This is a genomic window from Pseudomonas sp. G3-19, from assembly GCF_054855875.1.
Genome location: NZ_JBMPIQ010000003.1, coordinates 5776048 through 5791416, shown reverse-complemented (window position 1 = coordinate 5791416; position 15369 = coordinate 5776048). Strand labels below are relative to the sequence as shown.

Annotated in this window: 17 protein-coding genes and 1 pseudogene; 8 read left to right on the top strand and 10 right to left on the bottom strand. The window is 60.8% G+C overall.

What is annotated here, in order from left to right; all coding sequences use genetic code 11:
• Positions 1-5 precede the first annotated feature (5 nt).
• Positions 6-1082 carry an AsmA family protein gene (locus ACOYXI_RS26490; protein ID WP_461675470.1) on the top strand — a complete coding sequence of 359 codons (1077 nt, stop codon included), beginning with the start codon at positions 6-8 and terminating at the stop codon, positions 1080-1082.
• On the opposite strand, the gene ACOYXI_RS26485 is transcribed toward ACOYXI_RS26490, so the two are convergent.
• On the bottom strand, positions 1079-1576 hold the full coding sequence (locus ACOYXI_RS26485) for a helix-turn-helix domain-containing protein (RefSeq protein WP_041070304.1): 498 nt from the start codon (positions 1574-1576) through the stop codon (positions 1079-1081). The genes ACOYXI_RS26490 and ACOYXI_RS26485 overlap by 4 nt on opposite strands.
• Positions 1564-1794, bottom strand: a pseudogene (locus tag ACOYXI_RS26480) (DUF4160 domain-containing protein). The gene ACOYXI_RS26485 and the pseudogene ACOYXI_RS26480 overlap by 13 nt, the downstream one beginning before the upstream one ends.
• Positions 1795-1996: 202 nt before the next feature.
• Here ACOYXI_RS26480 and ACOYXI_RS26475 point away from each other — a divergent pair.
• Both ACOYXI_RS26475 and ACOYXI_RS26470 read left to right on the top strand, forming a co-directional pair.
• Positions 1997-2842, top strand: coding sequence for an AAA family ATPase (locus tag ACOYXI_RS26475; RefSeq protein ID WP_098967703.1), 846 nt, complete (start codon positions 1997-1999; stop codon positions 2840-2842).
• A gap of 12 nt (positions 2843-2854) precedes the next feature.
• A complete protein-coding gene (locus ACOYXI_RS26470; RefSeq protein ID WP_007969609.1) occupies positions 2855-4033 on the top strand; it encodes a vWA domain-containing protein in 1179 nt (392 codons plus the stop codon).
• Positions 4034-4125: 92 nt separating this feature from the next.
• On the opposite strand, the gene ACOYXI_RS26465 is transcribed toward ACOYXI_RS26470, so the two are convergent.
• The 4 genes from ACOYXI_RS26465 to ACOYXI_RS26450 all read right to left on the bottom strand — a co-directional run bounded on the left by ACOYXI_RS26465 (position 4126) and on the right by ACOYXI_RS26450 (position 7849).
• Positions 4126-5049, bottom strand: a complete 924-nt coding sequence (locus tag ACOYXI_RS26465; RefSeq protein WP_461675469.1) for a 5-oxoprolinase subunit C family protein — start codon at positions 5047-5049, stop codon at positions 4126-4128.
• The gene (gene pxpB, locus ACOYXI_RS26460) at positions 5046-5750 is read right to left on the bottom strand and encodes a 5-oxoprolinase subunit PxpB (RefSeq protein WP_461675468.1); all 705 of its coding nucleotides are present in this window, start codon (positions 5748-5750) and stop codon (positions 5046-5048) included. Before pxpB ends, ACOYXI_RS26465 begins: the two co-directional genes overlap by 4 nt.
• Positions 5747-6499 (bottom strand): 5-oxoprolinase subunit PxpA, encoded by a 753-nt coding sequence (locus tag ACOYXI_RS26455; protein ID WP_461675467.1) that lies wholly within the window; start codon positions 6497-6499, stop codon positions 5747-5749. The genes pxpB and ACOYXI_RS26455 overlap by 4 nt, the downstream gene beginning before the upstream one ends.
• A gap of 63 nt (positions 6500-6562) precedes the next feature.
• Positions 6563-7849, bottom strand: coding sequence for an MFS transporter (locus ACOYXI_RS26450; protein WP_096796615.1), 1287 nt, complete (start codon positions 7847-7849; stop codon positions 6563-6565).
• Between the two features lie 158 nt (positions 7850-8007).
• On the opposite strand from ACOYXI_RS26450, the gene ACOYXI_RS26445 reads away from it, so the two are divergent.
• Positions 8008-8922, top strand: coding sequence for a LysR family transcriptional regulator (locus tag ACOYXI_RS26445; RefSeq protein ID WP_098967696.1), 915 nt, complete (start codon positions 8008-8010; stop codon positions 8920-8922).
• A 144-nt stretch (positions 8923-9066) separates the two neighbouring features.
• On the opposite strand, the gene ACOYXI_RS26440 is transcribed toward ACOYXI_RS26445, so the two are convergent.
• From ACOYXI_RS26440 to ACOYXI_RS26430, 3 genes are read right to left on the bottom strand one after another with little or no spacing between them, the layout of a single operon-like run.
• Positions 9067-9609 (bottom strand): DUF2937 family protein, encoded by a 543-nt coding sequence (locus ACOYXI_RS26440; protein ID WP_007969600.1) that lies wholly within the window; start codon positions 9607-9609, stop codon positions 9067-9069.
• Positions 9610-9623: 14 nt separating this feature from the next.
• Positions 9624-10400, bottom strand: coding sequence for a class II glutamine amidotransferase (locus ACOYXI_RS26435; protein ID WP_025110635.1), 777 nt, complete (start codon positions 10398-10400; stop codon positions 9624-9626).
• 16 nt (positions 10401-10416) lie between these two features.
• On the bottom strand, positions 10417-10914 hold the full coding sequence (locus ACOYXI_RS26430; protein WP_086791999.1) for an MFS transporter: 498 nt from the start codon (positions 10912-10914) through the stop codon (positions 10417-10419).
• A gap of 236 nt (positions 10915-11150) precedes the next feature.
• Between ACOYXI_RS26430 and ACOYXI_RS26425 the strand changes: the two genes are divergently transcribed.
• Entirely contained in the window at positions 11151-13205 is a 2055-nt protein-coding gene (locus ACOYXI_RS26425; RefSeq protein WP_282413789.1) for a S9 family peptidase, read from the top strand.
• A 206-nt stretch (positions 13206-13411) separates the two neighbouring features.
• Entirely contained in the window at positions 13412-13885 is a 474-nt protein-coding gene (locus ACOYXI_RS26420; protein WP_007969596.1) for a cyclic nucleotide-binding domain-containing protein, read from the top strand.
• Here the strand turns inward: ACOYXI_RS26420 and ACOYXI_RS26415 are convergent.
• Positions 13882-14166, bottom strand: coding sequence for a hypothetical protein (locus ACOYXI_RS26415; RefSeq protein ID WP_134785679.1), 285 nt, complete (start codon positions 14164-14166; stop codon positions 13882-13884). The genes ACOYXI_RS26420 and ACOYXI_RS26415 overlap by 4 nt on opposite strands.
• Positions 14167-14246: 80 nt before the next feature.
• On the opposite strand from ACOYXI_RS26415, the gene ACOYXI_RS26410 reads away from it, so the two are divergent.
• On the top strand, positions 14247-14933 hold the full coding sequence (locus tag ACOYXI_RS26410; protein ID WP_098967690.1) for a spermidine synthase: 687 nt from the start codon (positions 14247-14249) through the stop codon (positions 14931-14933).
• Between the two features lie 49 nt (positions 14934-14982).
• On the top strand, positions 14983-15354 hold the full coding sequence (locus ACOYXI_RS26405) for a YajD family HNH nuclease (RefSeq protein WP_003222612.1): 372 nt from the start codon (positions 14983-14985) through the stop codon (positions 15352-15354).
• Positions 15355-15369: the final 15 nt, after the last annotated feature.

Below are 15369 nucleotides of genomic sequence, written 5' to 3'. Positions count from 1 at the left end.
TTGCCATGAAGCGTCGTTATAGCTGGCCAATAGGGATTTTTGCCGTCGTCGTTGTGCTGCTGATCGCCCTGCACATCGCCCTGCCCTACGTGGTGCGCGATTACCTGAACGGCAAACTGGCCGACATGGGTGACTACCGCGGCCAGGTCACCGACGTCGATCTGGCCCTGTGGCGCGGCGCCTACCGGATCAACGGCCTGAAGATCGTCAAGGTCGACGGCAAGGTGCCCGTGCCGTTCGTCAACGCGCCCGTGATCGATCTGGCGGTCAGCTGGCATTCGCTGTGGTACGACCATGCCGTGGTGGCGCAGGTGCAATTCTTCAATCCCGAGATCAACTTCGTCGATGGCGGCCCCAACAAGCAGAACTCGCAGACTGGTAAAGGCACCGACTGGCGGGCGCAACTGGGCAAGTTGCTGCCGATCACTCTCGACGAGGTGCAGATCCACGACGGCAAGATCACTTTCCGCAATTTCAACTCCAAACCGCCGGTCAACATGAACGCCAGCAACGTCGAGGCGAGCGTCTACAACCTGACCAACGTGGTCGACAAACAGGGCAAGCGCGATGCCCGCTTCGAAGGCAAGGCCAAGCTGCTCGGCCACGCACCACTGGAAACCACGGCCACTTTCGATCCGCTGAGCAATTTCGAGGACTTCCAGTTCCGCCTGCGCGCCCGCGACATCGAACTCAAGCGCATGAACGACTTCGCCTCGGCCTACGGCAAGTTCGACTTCAACGCCGGCCACGGCGACGTGGTCATCGAAGCCCAGGCGAAAAAAGCCCAGGTCACTGGCTACATCAAACCGCTGCTGCGCGACGTCGAAGTGTTCAACTGGCAGCAGGACGTGGAGAACAAGGACAAGAGCATCTTCCGCTCAGTCTGGGAGGCCATCGTCGGCGGCACGGAAACCGTGCTGAAGAACCAGGCCAAGAATCAGTTCGCCACCAAGGTCGAACTCAGTGGCAACGTGCATCAGCAAAACATCAGTGCGTTCGAAGCGTTTTTGCAGATTTTGCGTAATGGCTTCATTCAGGCTTTCAATGCGCGGTATGAGCGGCCGAAGCCGGATGCGGGCTAATTCTTACGATTAACGACATATCGACCAGATTCTTCAGCCGCCAGCGTGGACTTTTGCTGCAATGAGTCCCAACCAAGACAAGCCAAGGCTAATGACCTTGGCACCGCCTCCCGCCCATTACTGTATCGGCTGATGCTGCGGGCACTGACACCCAGCGCCTCGGCTGCCTGATTCAGTGAGAGTCCGGTACGTGCACGCCAATCGATGAAAATCCGAGTGTTTTCATCGACAGTGTTTTGGGCCAGCGCATCCATATAAAGCGTGTCTGCGCCAATCTGTATATCGGGCTCAAGCCATTCGACCGTCCAGCCATTGTCGTCAAGGGTCGCAGCCGCAAACACTTCGGGATCAAGCAATGGTTGCAGACCTGGATAAGCGTGGATGTCTCGGCTCAGGTCAAGGGTCAGATCCTGACCATCAATAAAGGTCAGTTTCAATCGAAAACCTGACAGTGCCTGCACAGCCGTCAGACGAGGCCTTTTCATGGGTAACATCGTTTCCAGTCCTCCAGCAGTTGCACTTGATGAGCCGCAACCCAAGCCAGCGCTTCCTTGATAATCAGCGGCGGTGCCTTGCCCGTCATGACTTCGACGGTTTCAAGGCTCAGCATCACGTCCACTCCGCCACCGATCAAGTGGACATGGGGTGGCGGGTGATCCTTCTCACGTCACTGAATGCGGTATTTGTCGCGAAATCGGTATTTAGTCGTCATGCCCGACAGGCTATCGCCAAATCGGCGATACCTGAATACTGGCCTCTGGCCGAAACCGAGTCAACATGTGACGCCCCATTCAGAGACTGAATAAGCCGTCTGCGTTCACAGTCGACCGGGGTGCGCGTTATAGTCGGGGCATCCGATTTTTTCGCCCCCGCCCTGCCCGTGCAGGTCGGCGTTACCGTTCGAGGATTAGCAGATGAAGTTCGAAGGCACCCAGGCCTACGTCGCCACCGATGACCTGAAGCTGGCGGTCAATGCCGCCATCACCCTGGAGCGGCCACTGCTGGTCAAGGGCGAACCCGGCACCGGCAAGACCATGCTCGCTGAGCAGTTGGCCGAATCGTTCGGCGCCAAGCTGATCACCTGGCACATCAAGTCCACCACCAAGGCCCATCAGGGCCTGTACGAGTACGATGCGGTTAGCCGTCTGCGCGACTCGCAACTGGGCAACGAAAAAGTCCACGACGTGCGCAACTACCTGAAGAAGGGCAAGCTCTGGGAGGCTTTCGAGTCCGAAGAACGGGTGATTCTGCTGATCGACGAAATCGACAAGGCCGACATCGAGTTCCCCAACGACTTGCTGCAAGAACTCGACAAGATGGAGTTCTACGTTTACGAGATCGACGAGACCATCAAGGCCAAGAAGCGCCCGATCATCATCATTACCTCGAACAACGAGAAAGAGCTGCCGGACGCCTTCCTGCGCCGCTGCTTCTTCCACTACATCGCCTTCCCCGACCGTAACACTCTGCAGAAAATCGTCGACGTGCACTACCCGGACATCAAGAAGGATCTGGTCAGCGAAGCGCTGGACGTGTTCTTCGACGTGCGCAAGGTGCCGGGCCTGAAGAAGAAGCCGTCGACCTCGGAACTGGTCGACTGGCTGAAGCTGCTGATGGCCGACAACATCGGCGAAGCGGTGCTGCGCGAGCGCGATCCGACCAAGGCCATTCCGCCATTGGCCGGTGCGCTGGTGAAGAACGAACAGGACGTGCAGTTGCTTGAGCGCCTGGCGTTCATGAGCCGTCGCGGTTCTCGCTAAGAGGCTGATGCCATGTTGCTCAACCTGTTCAATGAAATGCGTGCCGCCAAGGTGCCGGTGTCGGTGCGCGAGCTGCTCGACCTGATCAACGCGCTGAAACAGCGCGTGACCTTCGCCGACATGGACGAGTTCTACTACTTGTCGCGGGCGATTCTGGTCAAGGACGAACGGCATTTCGACAAGTTCGACCGTGCGTTCGGCGCCTACTTCAATGGCCTGGAAAAGCTCGACGATCACTTGCAGGCGCTGATTCCCGAAGACTGGTTGCGCAAGGAATTCGAGCGTTCGCTGACCGACGAGGAACGCGCGCAGATCCAGTCCCTGGGTGGTCTCGACAAGCTGATTGAAGAGTTCAAGAAGCGTTTGGAAGAACAGAAGGAACGTCACGCCGGCGGCAACAAATGGATCGGCACCGGCGGCACCAGCCCGTTCGGTTCCGGCGGCTTCAACCCGGAAGGCATTCGGGTCGGCGACGCCGGCAAGCGTCAGGGCAAAGCGGTCAAGGTCTGGGATCAGCGCGAGTACAAGAACCTCGACGATTCGGTGGAACTGGGCACGCGCAACATCAAGGTCGCCCTGCGTCGCCTGCGCAAATTCGCCCGTCAGGGTGCGGCGGAAGAGCTGGACATCGACGGCACCATCGACCACACCGCCAAAGACGCCGGCCTGCTGAATATCCAGATGCGTCCGGAACGGCGCAACACGGTGAAGCTGTTGTTGCTATTCGACATCGGCGGCTCGATGGACGCGCACGTGAAGATCTGCGAGGAGCTGTTCTCGGCGTGCAAGACCGAGTTCAAGCATCTGGAGTACTTCTACTTCCACAACTTCATTTATGAGTCGGTGTGGAAGAACAACCTGCGCCGCACGTCCGAGCGTTTCTCGACGCAGGATCTGCTGCACAAGTATGGCGCCGACTACAAAGTGATCTTCATCGGTGACGCCGCCATGGCGCCCTACGAAATTACCCAGGCCGGCGGCAGCGTCGAGCACTGGAACGAAGAGCCGGGCTACCTGTGGATGCAGCGCTTCATGGAGAAGTACAAGAAGCTTATCTGGATCAATCCGTACCCGAAGGACACTTGGGGCTACACCTCGTCGACCAATATCGTGCGCGATTTGATCGAGGATCAGATGTATCCGCTGACGTTGCGTGGGCTTGAGGAAGGGATGCGGTTTCTGTCGAAATAACCTTCGTTAGCCGTGATGGCCCCTTCGCGAGCAAGCCCGCTCCCACATTTGGAATGCATTCCCCTGTGGGAGCGGGCTTGCTCGCGAAGCTCTCAGCTATTTCGAAAGCGCTGCAAATACTCGACATGCTCCCGGTGCGCCACTTCCTGCACCACCGGCCTTAACCGCACCTGCGCGCCCGGCAGACACTGCGCCAGTCGCGCCAGCGCCAACGGCGTCAACGCTCCCAAGCGCGGATAGCCACCAATCGTCTGCCGATCATTGAGCAGCACAATCGGCTGTCCATCCGGCGGCACCTGCACCGCACCCAGCGGAATGCCTTCGGAAATCATCGGCCGGCCCTGATACTGCAACGCCTTGCCCAGCAACCGAATGCCCATGCGATCAGCGCGACTGTCCAGCGTCCACGGACTGTTGAACACATCGAACAGACTCTGTCCGCTGAACTGGCCGATCTGTGCGCCAAGCACCAGATCCAGCGGCGCATCGAGGCGCAGATCAGGTCGATGCGCCAGCGGCACTTCACGCACCTGCAGAACCGCACCGCGATAACTCAACATCGCGCCCTTGGTCAGCGGTAACCCCATACCATCAAGACCACCGAGTTCTTCGCGTACCACCGTGGCACTGCTGCCCAGCACCTGCGGCGCATCGAAACCACCGGGCGCCGCCAGATAAGCCCGGGCGCCGAGCAGCGGTTGGGTAAACTTCAATGTTTGCCCTTTGCCCAGTTTGAAACTGCGCCACGGCGCCAGCGCCTGCCCATCGATCTGCGCACCAAGATCAGCGCCGGCCAGCGCCAGCAGGCAATCTTCCTGCGCCACCACGGCAAACCCGCCGAGGGTGATTTCGATCACCGGCAGATCCAGCGCATTGCCGAGCAACCAATTGCTCCAACTCATCGAACTCCAATCCGCGGCACCGCCCTGGGTCACGCCCAAATGGCGCACGCCAAAACGCCCGGCGTCTTGCAACAGGCACAGCGGTGTACTGGCTTCAATCGTCAGTCGGCTCATGCCAGCGCCTCCAGTGGCGTGTCATCGCCGCCCAGGTTGACGAACTCGGCGTGGCTCACCGCTTCGAAACGCACGGTGTCGCCGGGTTGCATCAGGCTGTAGCCGTCGCGATGACGGTCGAACAGTTTCGCCGGGGTACGGCCGATCAGGTTCCAGCCACCGGGGGACACCACCGGATAAGCAGCGGTCTGCCGTTCGGCGATACCGACGCTGCCGGCCGCGACTTTCTTGCGCGGGGTGTCCAGGCGTGGCGCCGCGAGGATTTCTTCCACCAGTCCCATGAAGGCGAATCCGGGTGCAAAGCCGAGGGCGAACACCTGATATTCGCGAGCGCTGTGCCGACGAATCACCTCCTCCACCGCCAACCCGCTGCGCTGCGCCAGCAGGCTCAGTTCGGGGCCGACACTCAGGTCGTACCAGACCGGCAACACATGGCACTGGCCGCTGGTTCGCGCATTCGGCGACAGGTCGATCAAGGCTTCAGCGATCAATTCACGGGCCTGGCCCGGATTCAATAAAGTCAGGTCGTAATGCACCATCAGCGTGGTGTAGGACGGCACCAGATCAATCAACTGCGCGCCAAACACCTCGCGCAAGCGCTCACTGGCGGCGAGCATCCACGGCATGTTGGTTTCGGCAATTTCATCGAACAGGCGCAGCATCAGGCAGTCCAGGGCCACCACTTCAATCCGTGGGTTCATGGCGCGCTCTGCTGATTCAGGGCCTCGCGAATGCGCTGCACGGCGGCCACCGAACTGGCGTTGTCGCCATGCACGCACAAGGTGTTGGCCTGCAGGTGCAGCGCGCTGCCGTCACTGGCGACGAGGTCACCGCCACGGGCGATGGTCAGGGCCTGTTCGATGATTTTTTCTGCTTCGTGATGCACCGCACCCGGTAGTTGCCGCGAGACCAGCCGACCTGCACTGTCGTAGGCGCGATCAGCAAAGGCTTCGAACCACAGGGTCACGCCGTATTCGTCACCGAGCTGCTGCGCCGCCGAGTTGTCGCAGGTGGCCATTAGCATCAGCGGCAACGTGCGATCGTAAGCCGCCACAGCTTGAATCACCGCTCGCAATTGCGCCGGGTTGGCCATCATGTCGTTGTACATCGCGCCGTGGGGTTTGACGTAACTGACTCGCCCGCCCTGCGCCTTGCAGATGCCGTCGAGCGCGCCGATCTGGTAATGCAGGATGTCTTGCAGTTCCTGGGCGGAATAGGCCATGGAGCGCCGGCCGAAACCGACCAGATCCTGATAGGCCGGGTGCGCGCCGATCTGCACGCCGTGGCTCAGGGCCAGACTGACGGTTTTGCGCATGATGCTCGGGTCACCGGCATGGAAGCCGCAGGCCACGTTGGCGCAGTCGATGAAGGGCATGACCTCGGCGTCCAGACCCATGGTCCAGCTGCCGAAACTCTCGCCGATATCACAATTCAATAGCAGGCGGCTCACGGTGAACACTCCTGTAGCTTCTGGTCTTTTTATCTGTAGGACGCTTGCCCGGCAGGTTATCAGTTACTGCGCATCCAGTTGCTTGCCACGGGTCTCCGGCAGGCTCAGTGCGGCGAGAATCACCACGCCGTAGGACACCGCAGCAAACGCGCCGATCCCAACGCTCAACGGCACCTTCTGGCTGAGCAAGCCGATCAGCAGCGGAAACAAAGCCGCCAGCGCCCGACCGATGTTGTAGCAGAAGCCCTGCCCCGAGCCGCGAATTCGCGTTGGAAACAGCTCGGTGAGAAACGCGCCCATGCCGCTGAAAATTCCCGAAGCGAAGAAGCCCAGCGGAAAGCCCAGCCACAGCATCACCCCGTTGCTCACTGGCATCTGCGTGTACAGCAGAACGATGGTGAACGAGCCGACCGCAAACAGGATGAAGTTCTTTTTACGCCCGAGCAGATCAGTGAGATAAGCGCTGATCACATAGCCGACGTAAGAACCAACGATCACCATCGCCAGATACCCGCCAGTGCCGAGCACGCTCAAACCGCGTTCATTCTTGAGGAAGGTCGGCAGCCACGAAGTGATAGCGTAGTAACCGCCGAGCGCACCGGTAGTCAGCAGTGACGCACGGAACGTGGTGAACAGCATGCCGGGGGCAAAGATCTCGTAGAACTTCGCCGGATTCTGCGGAGTTTGCGCCGCCTTGGCTTCGCGATAGATTTCCGGGTCTTTCACGAGCCGCCGCACGAAGATCACGAAAATTGCCGGGACGATGCCGAGAATGAACAGCGCACGCCAGGCATCTTCCGGCGGCAACACCGAGAACAGCAGCGCATAGAGAATCGCCGTCAATCCCCAGCCCAAGGCCCAACCGCTCTGCACCATGCCCACCGCTTTGCCGCGATCCTTGGCGCGGATCACTTCACCGATCAGCACCGCGCCGGCCGTCCATTCGCCGCCAAAACCGAAGCCCATCAGGGTGCGGGCGATCAGCAGCTGTTCGTAGTTCTGCGCGAAACCGCAGAGGAACGTGAAGAAAGCGAACCACAGCACCGTCAGTTGCAGGGTGCGCACGCGGCCGATGCGGTCGGAGAGAATCCCCGCCACCCAGCCACCAATGGCCGAAGCGATCAGGGTGCTGGTGTGAATCAGCCCGGCCTGTCCGGTGGTGATGCCCCACATGGCGATCAGGGTCGGCACCACGAAGCTGAGCATCTGCGTGTCCATGCCGTCCAGGCCATAGCCGATCTTGCAGCTCCAGAAGGTGCGACGCTCTTGCTGATTGATGTTGCGATACCAGTCGAACGGTCCGGGGCGGGCCGTGTTCTTGGGGAGGTCGAGGGTGTCGGGCGCACGCATGGCAAGTCTCCGCAGGCTTTTATTGGTCTTGTTCGAAGTTCCGACGACGCCTATCGTGGGAACCGGATGCGCCGATTTTTCGTCGCCCGGCCCTGCTGCGTCCAACGAATAAAAACCCGCCTTAGGCATAAGAAAAATTTGTCACCCGAGCCGTTGCCATGAACCTGAAGTTTCTCGAGACCTTTGTCTGGGTCGCCCGGCTGAAGAGTTTTCGCCTGACCGCCGACAAGCTGTTCACTACCCAGGCGTCGATTTCCAGCCGCATCGCGGTGCTCGAAGGCGAGCTGGGGGTGAAGCTGTTTCTGCGCGATTCACGCGGCGTCAGCCTGACGCCCGAAGGCCTGAAAGTGCTGGATTATGCCGAGCAGATGCTCGACACCATGTCGGCGCTCAAGCAATCGATCGAAACCCGTTCGAGCAAGGTCGGGCGGGTGCGCATCGGCGTAATGGACACGGTGATCCACACCTGGCTCAGCCCGTTGGTGGCGCAGATGACCGATCTGTATCCGCGGGTGGAAATCGAGCTGGTGGCGGATACCTCGCTGAACCTCTGCGATCAGCTGCAAAAAGGCTTTCTCGACATCATTCTGCAAACCGATCTGGTGCGCCACGAAAGTGTGCGCAGCCTTGAGCTGGCCAGCCATCCGCTGGGCTGGATCGTTGCGAGCAATTCGATCTACAACCGCGAGTACGCTGACCTCGGCGAACTCGCGCAGGAGCGGATCATCACCTACTCGAAGAACTCCCGACCGCATCAGGATCTGCTGGCATTGATGCAGGCCAACGGTGTGTTGGCGCCGCGCCTGAACTGCGTGAATTCGGTGTCGGCGATCACCCGGCTGTTGCGCGATGGTTTTGGGATTGGCGTGCTGCCGCCGGTGCTGGTGGCCGAGGAACTGGCGCGGGGTGAACTGACTTTGCTCGACATCGACCTGCGACCGCCGAATCTGCAGGTGGTGGTGTCGTGGCGAGTTGGCGTGGAGTGGGTCGAGGAGATGGTGACGTTGTGTCAGCAGGTGCTGGCGGGGTATGCGCGCAAGGTCGGTGAAAACTACATCACCCTCACTCAGTAATCACACCTGTGGTGAGGGGATTTATCCCCGATGGGCTGCGCAGCAGTCCTGAAACCTGAGCAATCAGGTTGATCTGACACACCATTGAGGGCCGCTTCGCGCCCCATCGAGGATAAATCCCCTCGCCACGGAATTTGGCCAGCCTTACAAGCCGCGCACGTCGCGGTCTTCAATCGGCCGGCTCTGGCGCAAACGCCGGCCGCCGAGCACCACCCAGTCAATCAGACGAATCAGGCACTCGATGCCGAACGACAGCAGCAACGCGCCGCTCATGCCCCAGATCATCGCTTCCGGAGTCAGCAGGATCTGGTAGCTGTAGCCGTTCCAGGTTTCCTTGCGAATGTCCGGGTCGGCGGCCAGCACCACTTGCAGGAAGCGGATGTACCACGGGCCCTGCATCGCCTGGAACTGTTTATCCAGCGCTGTCTGGCGGTTGAGCAAGGTGCTCAGGCTGTCGGCATCGCTGCGAAATACCGGGTCATCACTGGCGCGGTAATGCGCGACCAGCGCCTGCAAGTCGCCCTTGAAGAACTGCTCGGCGGTGCCCTGAAAACCGCGCAGACCGGTCTGCGCTTCGATCAGATGAGCTTCGACGCGTTTGGCGTAATCGTTGATGAAACCCGGCACCTGGACACCGATCAACAGGCCCGCCGCAAACAACACCAGCCGTAGATAACTGAGCAACATCGGGGAGAGATCCTTTATTCGGTCGTGCCCTGGCTGACGCATTCGCCGCGTCGCCACAGGCTCCATTGGCCCGGTTCGTAACGGGTCCAGGTTTCGTTTTCGGTCAAAGGCTCGGTGGCGATCACCGTGACCACGTCGTTGGGCGTGGTTTCCGCCTGGAAATCGACGATCACATCGACATCCTTGAGCCGCGCCGGGCCGAACGGTGCGCGCCGGGTGATCTGTGCCAGTTTGGTCGAGCAATAGCAGAACAGCCAGTCGCCGTCGCTGAGCAGGCAGTTGAACACGCCTTTGCTGCGGTATTCGGCACATGCAGCGACCAGATCCGGCAGCAGCACTTCTATATCGACCGGTTCCGGGAATGCTGCACGCACGCGGTTGAGCAAATCGCAGAACGCCGCTTCGCTGTCGGTATCGCCCACCGGGCGGTAGAAACTCTTGATCGGGGTGAAATCGGCGAGCTGGCCGTTGTGCGCAAAACACCAGTTGCGCCCCCACAGTTCGCGCACAAACGGGTGAGTGTTGGACAGGCAGACCTTGCCGACGTTGGCCTGACGAATGTGGCCGATGACCACTTCGCTCTTGATCGGATAGCGCTGCACCAGGTTGGCGACTTCCGACTCACTGCTCGCGGCCGGATCCTGAAACAGACGCAAGCCGCGGCCTTCATAGAAGGCGATACCCCAGCCGTCGCGGTGCGGGCCGGTACGCCCGCCGCGCTGCATCAGGCCGGTGAAGCTGAACACGATATCGGTCGGCACGTTGGCACTCATGCCCAGTAGTTCACACATGTGCTGACTCTCGTGATTACAGGCGCGGCTCGACGCGCATGCGCTGCGGATTGTTCGGCAATGGCGGGCGACCGTAACGGTCATCACCGGCAGCGCCGAACGGCTGATCGTCGTCGCGATCATCGGCACGCGCCGCCGCTTTGGCCGCCTCGGCCTGCTCGCGGCGGGCGCGCGAGGCGCGTTCGATCGGGAAGCGGATCAGCACGAAAATCAGGTAGATGCCGAACGCAATCATGCCGTACATGAACAGATCGGAAATCGCCCGCCAGGCGTTGTTGCCGACCTTGAAGGCCAGGTCCAGCGCGGTGATGGCGATCGACGGTGCAACCTTGGCTTTCACCGGGTCAATGATGGTCGGGCTGAACAGCAACACGGCCATCAGCACCCGCAGCGGCTCGCGCAGCCAGCGCCACATCCAGCGGGTCAGGCGCATCCATACCAACAGGCAGCCCACAGCGGCAAAGGCGTAGAGGCCCCAGGCGATCAGATAGTCGTTCTCGGTCATGGTGTCCATGGCAAGGCAGGCAAAGAGGCGCTTATAGTAACGACTTTTCGCCCGTCAGGCTTGTCCCAATGCCAGACGGCCTGCCGCAATCATTGTGGGAGCGGGCTTGCTCGCGAAAGCAGTGTGTCAGCCAAATAAGTCTTTACTGACAGGACGCCTTCGCGAGCAAGCCCGCTCCCACAGGTGCTGCGGCGGTTTCACGATCCGCGAAAACCTTTATTCCGAACATTGTCCGAGAGCCTTCCATGCCCGAATCCGCCCACGTCCTCCGCGCCCCGATCGCCCGCAAGGCTGCCGGTGCCGACCCGTATGCCTGGCTGCAGGAACGCGACACCGACGCGGTGCTCGACTACCTCAAGGCCGAAAATGCCTATCAGGAAGCACAGACCGCCGATCAGGTCGGCCTGCGCGAGAGCCTGTTCGAGGAGATCAAGGGCCGGATCCTCGAAACCGACCTGTCCCTGCCCTCGCCTTGGGGCCCGTATCTGTATTACACGCGCACCACGGCGGGTGACGAGTACGCCCGCCATTACCGTTGCCCGCGTCCGGCCGATGACAGCCTGACCCTCGACGAAAGCCGCGAGCAACTGCTGCTCGACCCGAACGTTTTGGCCAACGGCGGCTTCTTCTCGCTCGGCGCGTTCAGCATCAGCCCGGATCACCAGCGTCTGGCCTACAGCGTCGACGCCTCGGGCGACGAGATCTACACACTGTTCGTCAAGGAGCTGGCCAATGACAAGGTCAGTGAACTGGAATTTCAGGACTGCGACGGCAGCATGACCTGGGCCAACGACAGCCTGACGCTGTTCTTCGGTGTGCTCGACGACACCCATCGCCCGCACAAACTGTTTCGCTATCGCCTCGACGGCACCGCCGCCGAAGAGGTGTTCCACGAGCCGGACGGGCGTTTCTTCCTGCATTGCTACCGCTCCAGTTCCGAGCAGCAATTGCTGCTGACCCTGGGCAGCAAGACCACCAGCGAAGTCTGGGCACTGGATGCGCATCAGCCGCACCTGCCCTTCACTTGCCTGGCGCCACGGGTCGAGGATCACGAATACGATGTCGATCACGGCGCGCTGGATGGCGTGTGGACCTGGTTCATCCGCACCAACCGTGACGGCATCAATTTCGCCCTGTATCAGGCGCCGGACACCGGTGTGGTACCGAGCGAAGCCGACTGGCAGAACCTGATCCCGCACAGCGACACGGTGATGCTCGACGGCGTGACGCTGAACACCGCGGCCATGACCCTGAGCCTGCGCGAAGGCGGTCTGCCGATCATCGAAGTTCATCCGCAAGGCCTGACGCCGTATCGCGTGCAATTGCCGGACGCGGCTTACAGCCTCTATGTGCAGAACAGCCTGGAGTTCGAGAGCGACTGCATCCGTCTGCGTTACGAGGCGCTGAATCGTCCGGCACAGGTGCGCCAATTGCTGCTGGCCAGCGGCGAGCAAACCGTGCTGAAAGAAACCCCGGTGCTCGGCCCGTTCGACGCCGACGCCTACGTCAGCCAACGCCTGTGGGCCACGGCGCCGGACGGTACGCAGGTGCCGATCAGTCTGGTAATGAAACGCGAAATGGTCGGCAAACCGGTGCCGCTGTATCTGTACGGTTATGGCGCCTACGGTTCCAGCCTCGATCCGTGGTTCTCCCACGCACGCCTGAGCCTGCTGGATCGCGGCATGGCTTTCGCCATCGCCCACGTACGTGGCGGCGGCGAGTTGGGCGAAGCGTGGTACCGCGCCGGCAAACAGGAACACAAACACAATACCTTCAGCGACTTTATTGCCTGCGCCGAATTCCTGATCCTCAACGGCATCACCACCGCCGAGAAACTGGCGATCAGCGGCGGCAGCGCTGGCGGCTTGTTGATTGGCGCGGTGCTCAATCAGCGCCCGGACCTGTTCGGCGTGGCGATTGCCGAAGTGCCGTTCGTCGACGTGCTCAACACCATGCTCGACCCGGACTTGCCGTTGACCGTCACTGAGTACGACGAGTGGGGCAACCCCGAAGAGCCGGAGGTCTACGAGCGGATCAAGGCCTACGCACCGTACGAAAATGTCACCGCGCAGGATTACCCGGCAACCCTGGTGATCGCCGGCTACAACGACAGCCGCGTGCAGTACTGGGAAGCGGCCAAGTGGGTGGCGAAACTGCGCGCGACCAAGACCGACGACAACCTGCTGCTGCTCAAGACCGAACTCGGCGCCGGGCATGGCGGGATGAGCGGGCGTTATCAGGGATTACGTGACGTAGCGCTCGAATATGCATTTGTGTTCAAGGTTTTGGGCCTGGCCTGAGGAACTCCGTCGGTCACTTGGGTCTTAATTCCAGACCCCGGTGGTCGATACACCACAAATCCCATTGTGGGAGCGGGCTTGCTCGCGAATGCGGTGGGTCAGTCGACACTGATATTGACTGAACCACCGCATTCGCGAGCAAGCCCGCTCCCACAGGGGTTCGTGTAGTGCCTGAAAACCGTGAAAACAATAAAGACCGCAATGACATGTCAGAACCCACCCTGCTGAACAACGAAATTCGCGACTGGCTGATGGACTGTGGCCTGTTCGATCAATTGCAACTGGCGGACTTCGCCGCGGCCTCGGGCTACTTCAGCATCAGCACCGTGGCGGAGGGCGAAGCGATTTTCCGTGAGGGTGATGCCGGCAGTTTCATGTGCATCCTCCACACCGGCCAAGTCGCCGTGCAAAAGACTGGCCCCGACGGCCAGGTCATCACCATGGCCACCCTGCGCAGCGGTCGGGCGTTCGGGGAAATGGCCGTGCTCGATGGCGAACGCCGCTCGGCGACCTGCATCGCGGCGAGCAACTGTCAGTTGCTCAACCTGGGCAAGGACTCGCTGGAAAAAATGCTCAACGACGCGCCGAAGATCGCCGCGAAAATCATCCGCGCCCTTGCCGTGTCACTCTCCAAACGTTTGCGCATGGCCGACGGCCAACTGGCGGCGCAACAGGTTTAACCGCCGGGGGATTTGACCTTGGTGCCGCTCGGCTCGATGCCCGGCACCGGTTGATCCTTGCTCGGCGGGCTGGGCATTTCGATCGGCACCAGCGGCGGGCTACCACTGCCGGCACCGACCTTCGGTGCGCTGATCGGGGTAATTTGCGGATACGGGGTCGGCGTGGCGGTTCCCGGCGAGCCGGGTTGCGGCGTCGGGCTGACCGGAATGGTCTGCTGCGCCTGCACTGCAGTAATCGAGAGCGCGGCCAGGGCAATGACCGTTAGAATGGTGCGCTTCATCTAGGGCTCCGTTTGGCCTTTAGTCTGCGCTCAGGCTACTCCCAACGGGCCTGCTTGCCTTCCCCCTTGTAGAGATTTCCATGAAACGTTTCGTTCTGCTCGACACCACGCCGATCCCTGACAACGGTGGCGCCCTGTGCCTGTTCGAGTATGGCGAGGATTTCGTCATCAAGATCCAGGGTGGCGACGGCGGGCAATTGATGAACACGCGCATGCACGGTTCCGAAGATGCGCTGGCCGAGATCCCTTGCCGCAAGGTCGCCGGCCGGCCGAATTCGCGGGTGTTGATCGGCGGTTTGGGCATGGGGTTCACCCTTGCCTCGGCGCTCAAACATCTGGGCAAGGGTGCCGAAGTGGTGGTCGCCGAACTGGTGCCCGGTGTGGTCGAGTGGAATCGCGGGCCGCTCGGGGAAAAATCCGGGCGACCGTTGCTCGACCCGCGCACAGTGATCCGTCAGGACGACGTGGCCAGGGTCCTGCAAAGCGAGCCGAACGGCTTCGACGCAATCATGCTCGACGTCGACAACGGCCCCGAAGGCCTGACCCAGAAGGCCAACAGCTGGCTGTACTCCGCCGCTGGCCTCAACGCCTGCGCCAAGGCCCTGCGGCCCAAAGGTGTGCTGGCGGTGTGGTCGGCCAGCGCTGACCGGCAGTTTTCCGACAAATTGAAGAAGGCCGGGTTCAAGGCCGAAGAAGTCCAGGTCTTCGCCCACGGCAACAAGGGCACCCGCCACACGATCTGGATTGCCGAGAAGCTCAAGGGCTGAGCTAAACTCTGCACATAACCGTCATTAGTCTTTTTACAAAGGTGAACCCATGAGTTCGTCCACCCCGACCAACACGTCGAAGCTCGATCGCATCCTTGCCGACAACCAGCGCGACAAGGAAATGGGCTACCGCGACAAGGCCCTGAAGATGTACCCGCACGTCTGCGGCCGCTGCGCCCGTGAGTTTTCCGGCAAGCGTCTGAGCGAATTGACCGTGCACCACCGCGACCACAACCACGACAACAACCCGCAGGACGGCTCGAACTGGGAGCTGTTGTGCCTGTACTGCCACGACAACGAACACTCGCGCTACACCGACCAGCAATATTTCGGCGACGGCTCGCTGAGCACACCAAAAATCGCCAAGGCCACGCATAACCCGTTTGCTGCCCTCGCCGGGTTGATGAAAAAAGAAGATTAAAGTTCTTCATTGGCC

Coding starts and splice junctions, on each gene's coding strand:
- ACOYXI_RS26445 (WP_098967696.1), top strand. CDS start 8,008: ATGAACCTGAAGTTTCTCGAGACCTTTGTCTGGGTCGCCCGGCTGAAG.
- ACOYXI_RS26420 (WP_007969596.1), top strand. CDS start 13,412: ATGTCAGAACCCACCCTGCTGAACAACGAAATTCGCGACTGGCTGATG.
- ACOYXI_RS26490 (WP_461675470.1), top strand. CDS start 6: ATGAAGCGTCGTTATAGCTGGCCAATAGGGATTTTTGCCGTCGTCGTT.
- ACOYXI_RS26470 (WP_007969609.1), top strand. CDS start 2,855: ATGTTGCTCAACCTGTTCAATGAAATGCGTGCCGCCAAGGTGCCGGTG.
- ACOYXI_RS26405 (WP_003222612.1), top strand. CDS start 14,983: ATGAGTTCGTCCACCCCGACCAACACGTCGAAGCTCGATCGCATCCTT.
- ACOYXI_RS26450 (WP_096796615.1), bottom strand. CDS start 7,849: ATGCGTGCGCCCGACACCCTCGACCTCCCCAAGAACACGGCCCGCCCC.
- ACOYXI_RS26425 (WP_282413789.1), top strand. CDS start 11,151: ATGCCCGAATCCGCCCACGTCCTCCGCGCCCCGATCGCCCGCAAGGCT.
- pxpB (WP_461675468.1), bottom strand. CDS start 5,750: ATGAACCCACGGATTGAAGTGGTGGCCCTGGACTGCCTGATGCTGCGC.
- ACOYXI_RS26415 (WP_134785679.1), bottom strand. CDS start 14,166: ATGAAGCGCACCATTCTAACGGTCATTGCCCTGGCCGCGCTCTCGATT.
- ACOYXI_RS26465 (WP_461675469.1), bottom strand. CDS start 5,049: ATGAGCCGACTGACGATTGAAGCCAGTACACCGCTGTGCCTGTTGCAA.
- ACOYXI_RS26485 (WP_041070304.1), bottom strand. CDS start 1,576: ATGTTACCCATGAAAAGGCCTCGTCTGACGGCTGTGCAGGCACTGTCA.
- ACOYXI_RS26435 (WP_025110635.1), bottom strand. CDS start 10,400: ATGTGTGAACTACTGGGCATGAGTGCCAACGTGCCGACCGATATCGTG.
- ACOYXI_RS26430 (WP_086791999.1), bottom strand. CDS start 10,914: ATGGACACCATGACCGAGAACGACTATCTGATCGCCTGGGGCCTCTAC.
- ACOYXI_RS26475 (WP_098967703.1), top strand. CDS start 1,997: ATGAAGTTCGAAGGCACCCAGGCCTACGTCGCCACCGATGACCTGAAG.
- ACOYXI_RS26440 (WP_007969600.1), bottom strand. CDS start 9,609: ATGTTGCTCAGTTATCTACGGCTGGTGTTGTTTGCGGCGGGCCTGTTG.
- ACOYXI_RS26410 (WP_098967690.1), top strand. CDS start 14,247: ATGAAACGTTTCGTTCTGCTCGACACCACGCCGATCCCTGACAACGGT.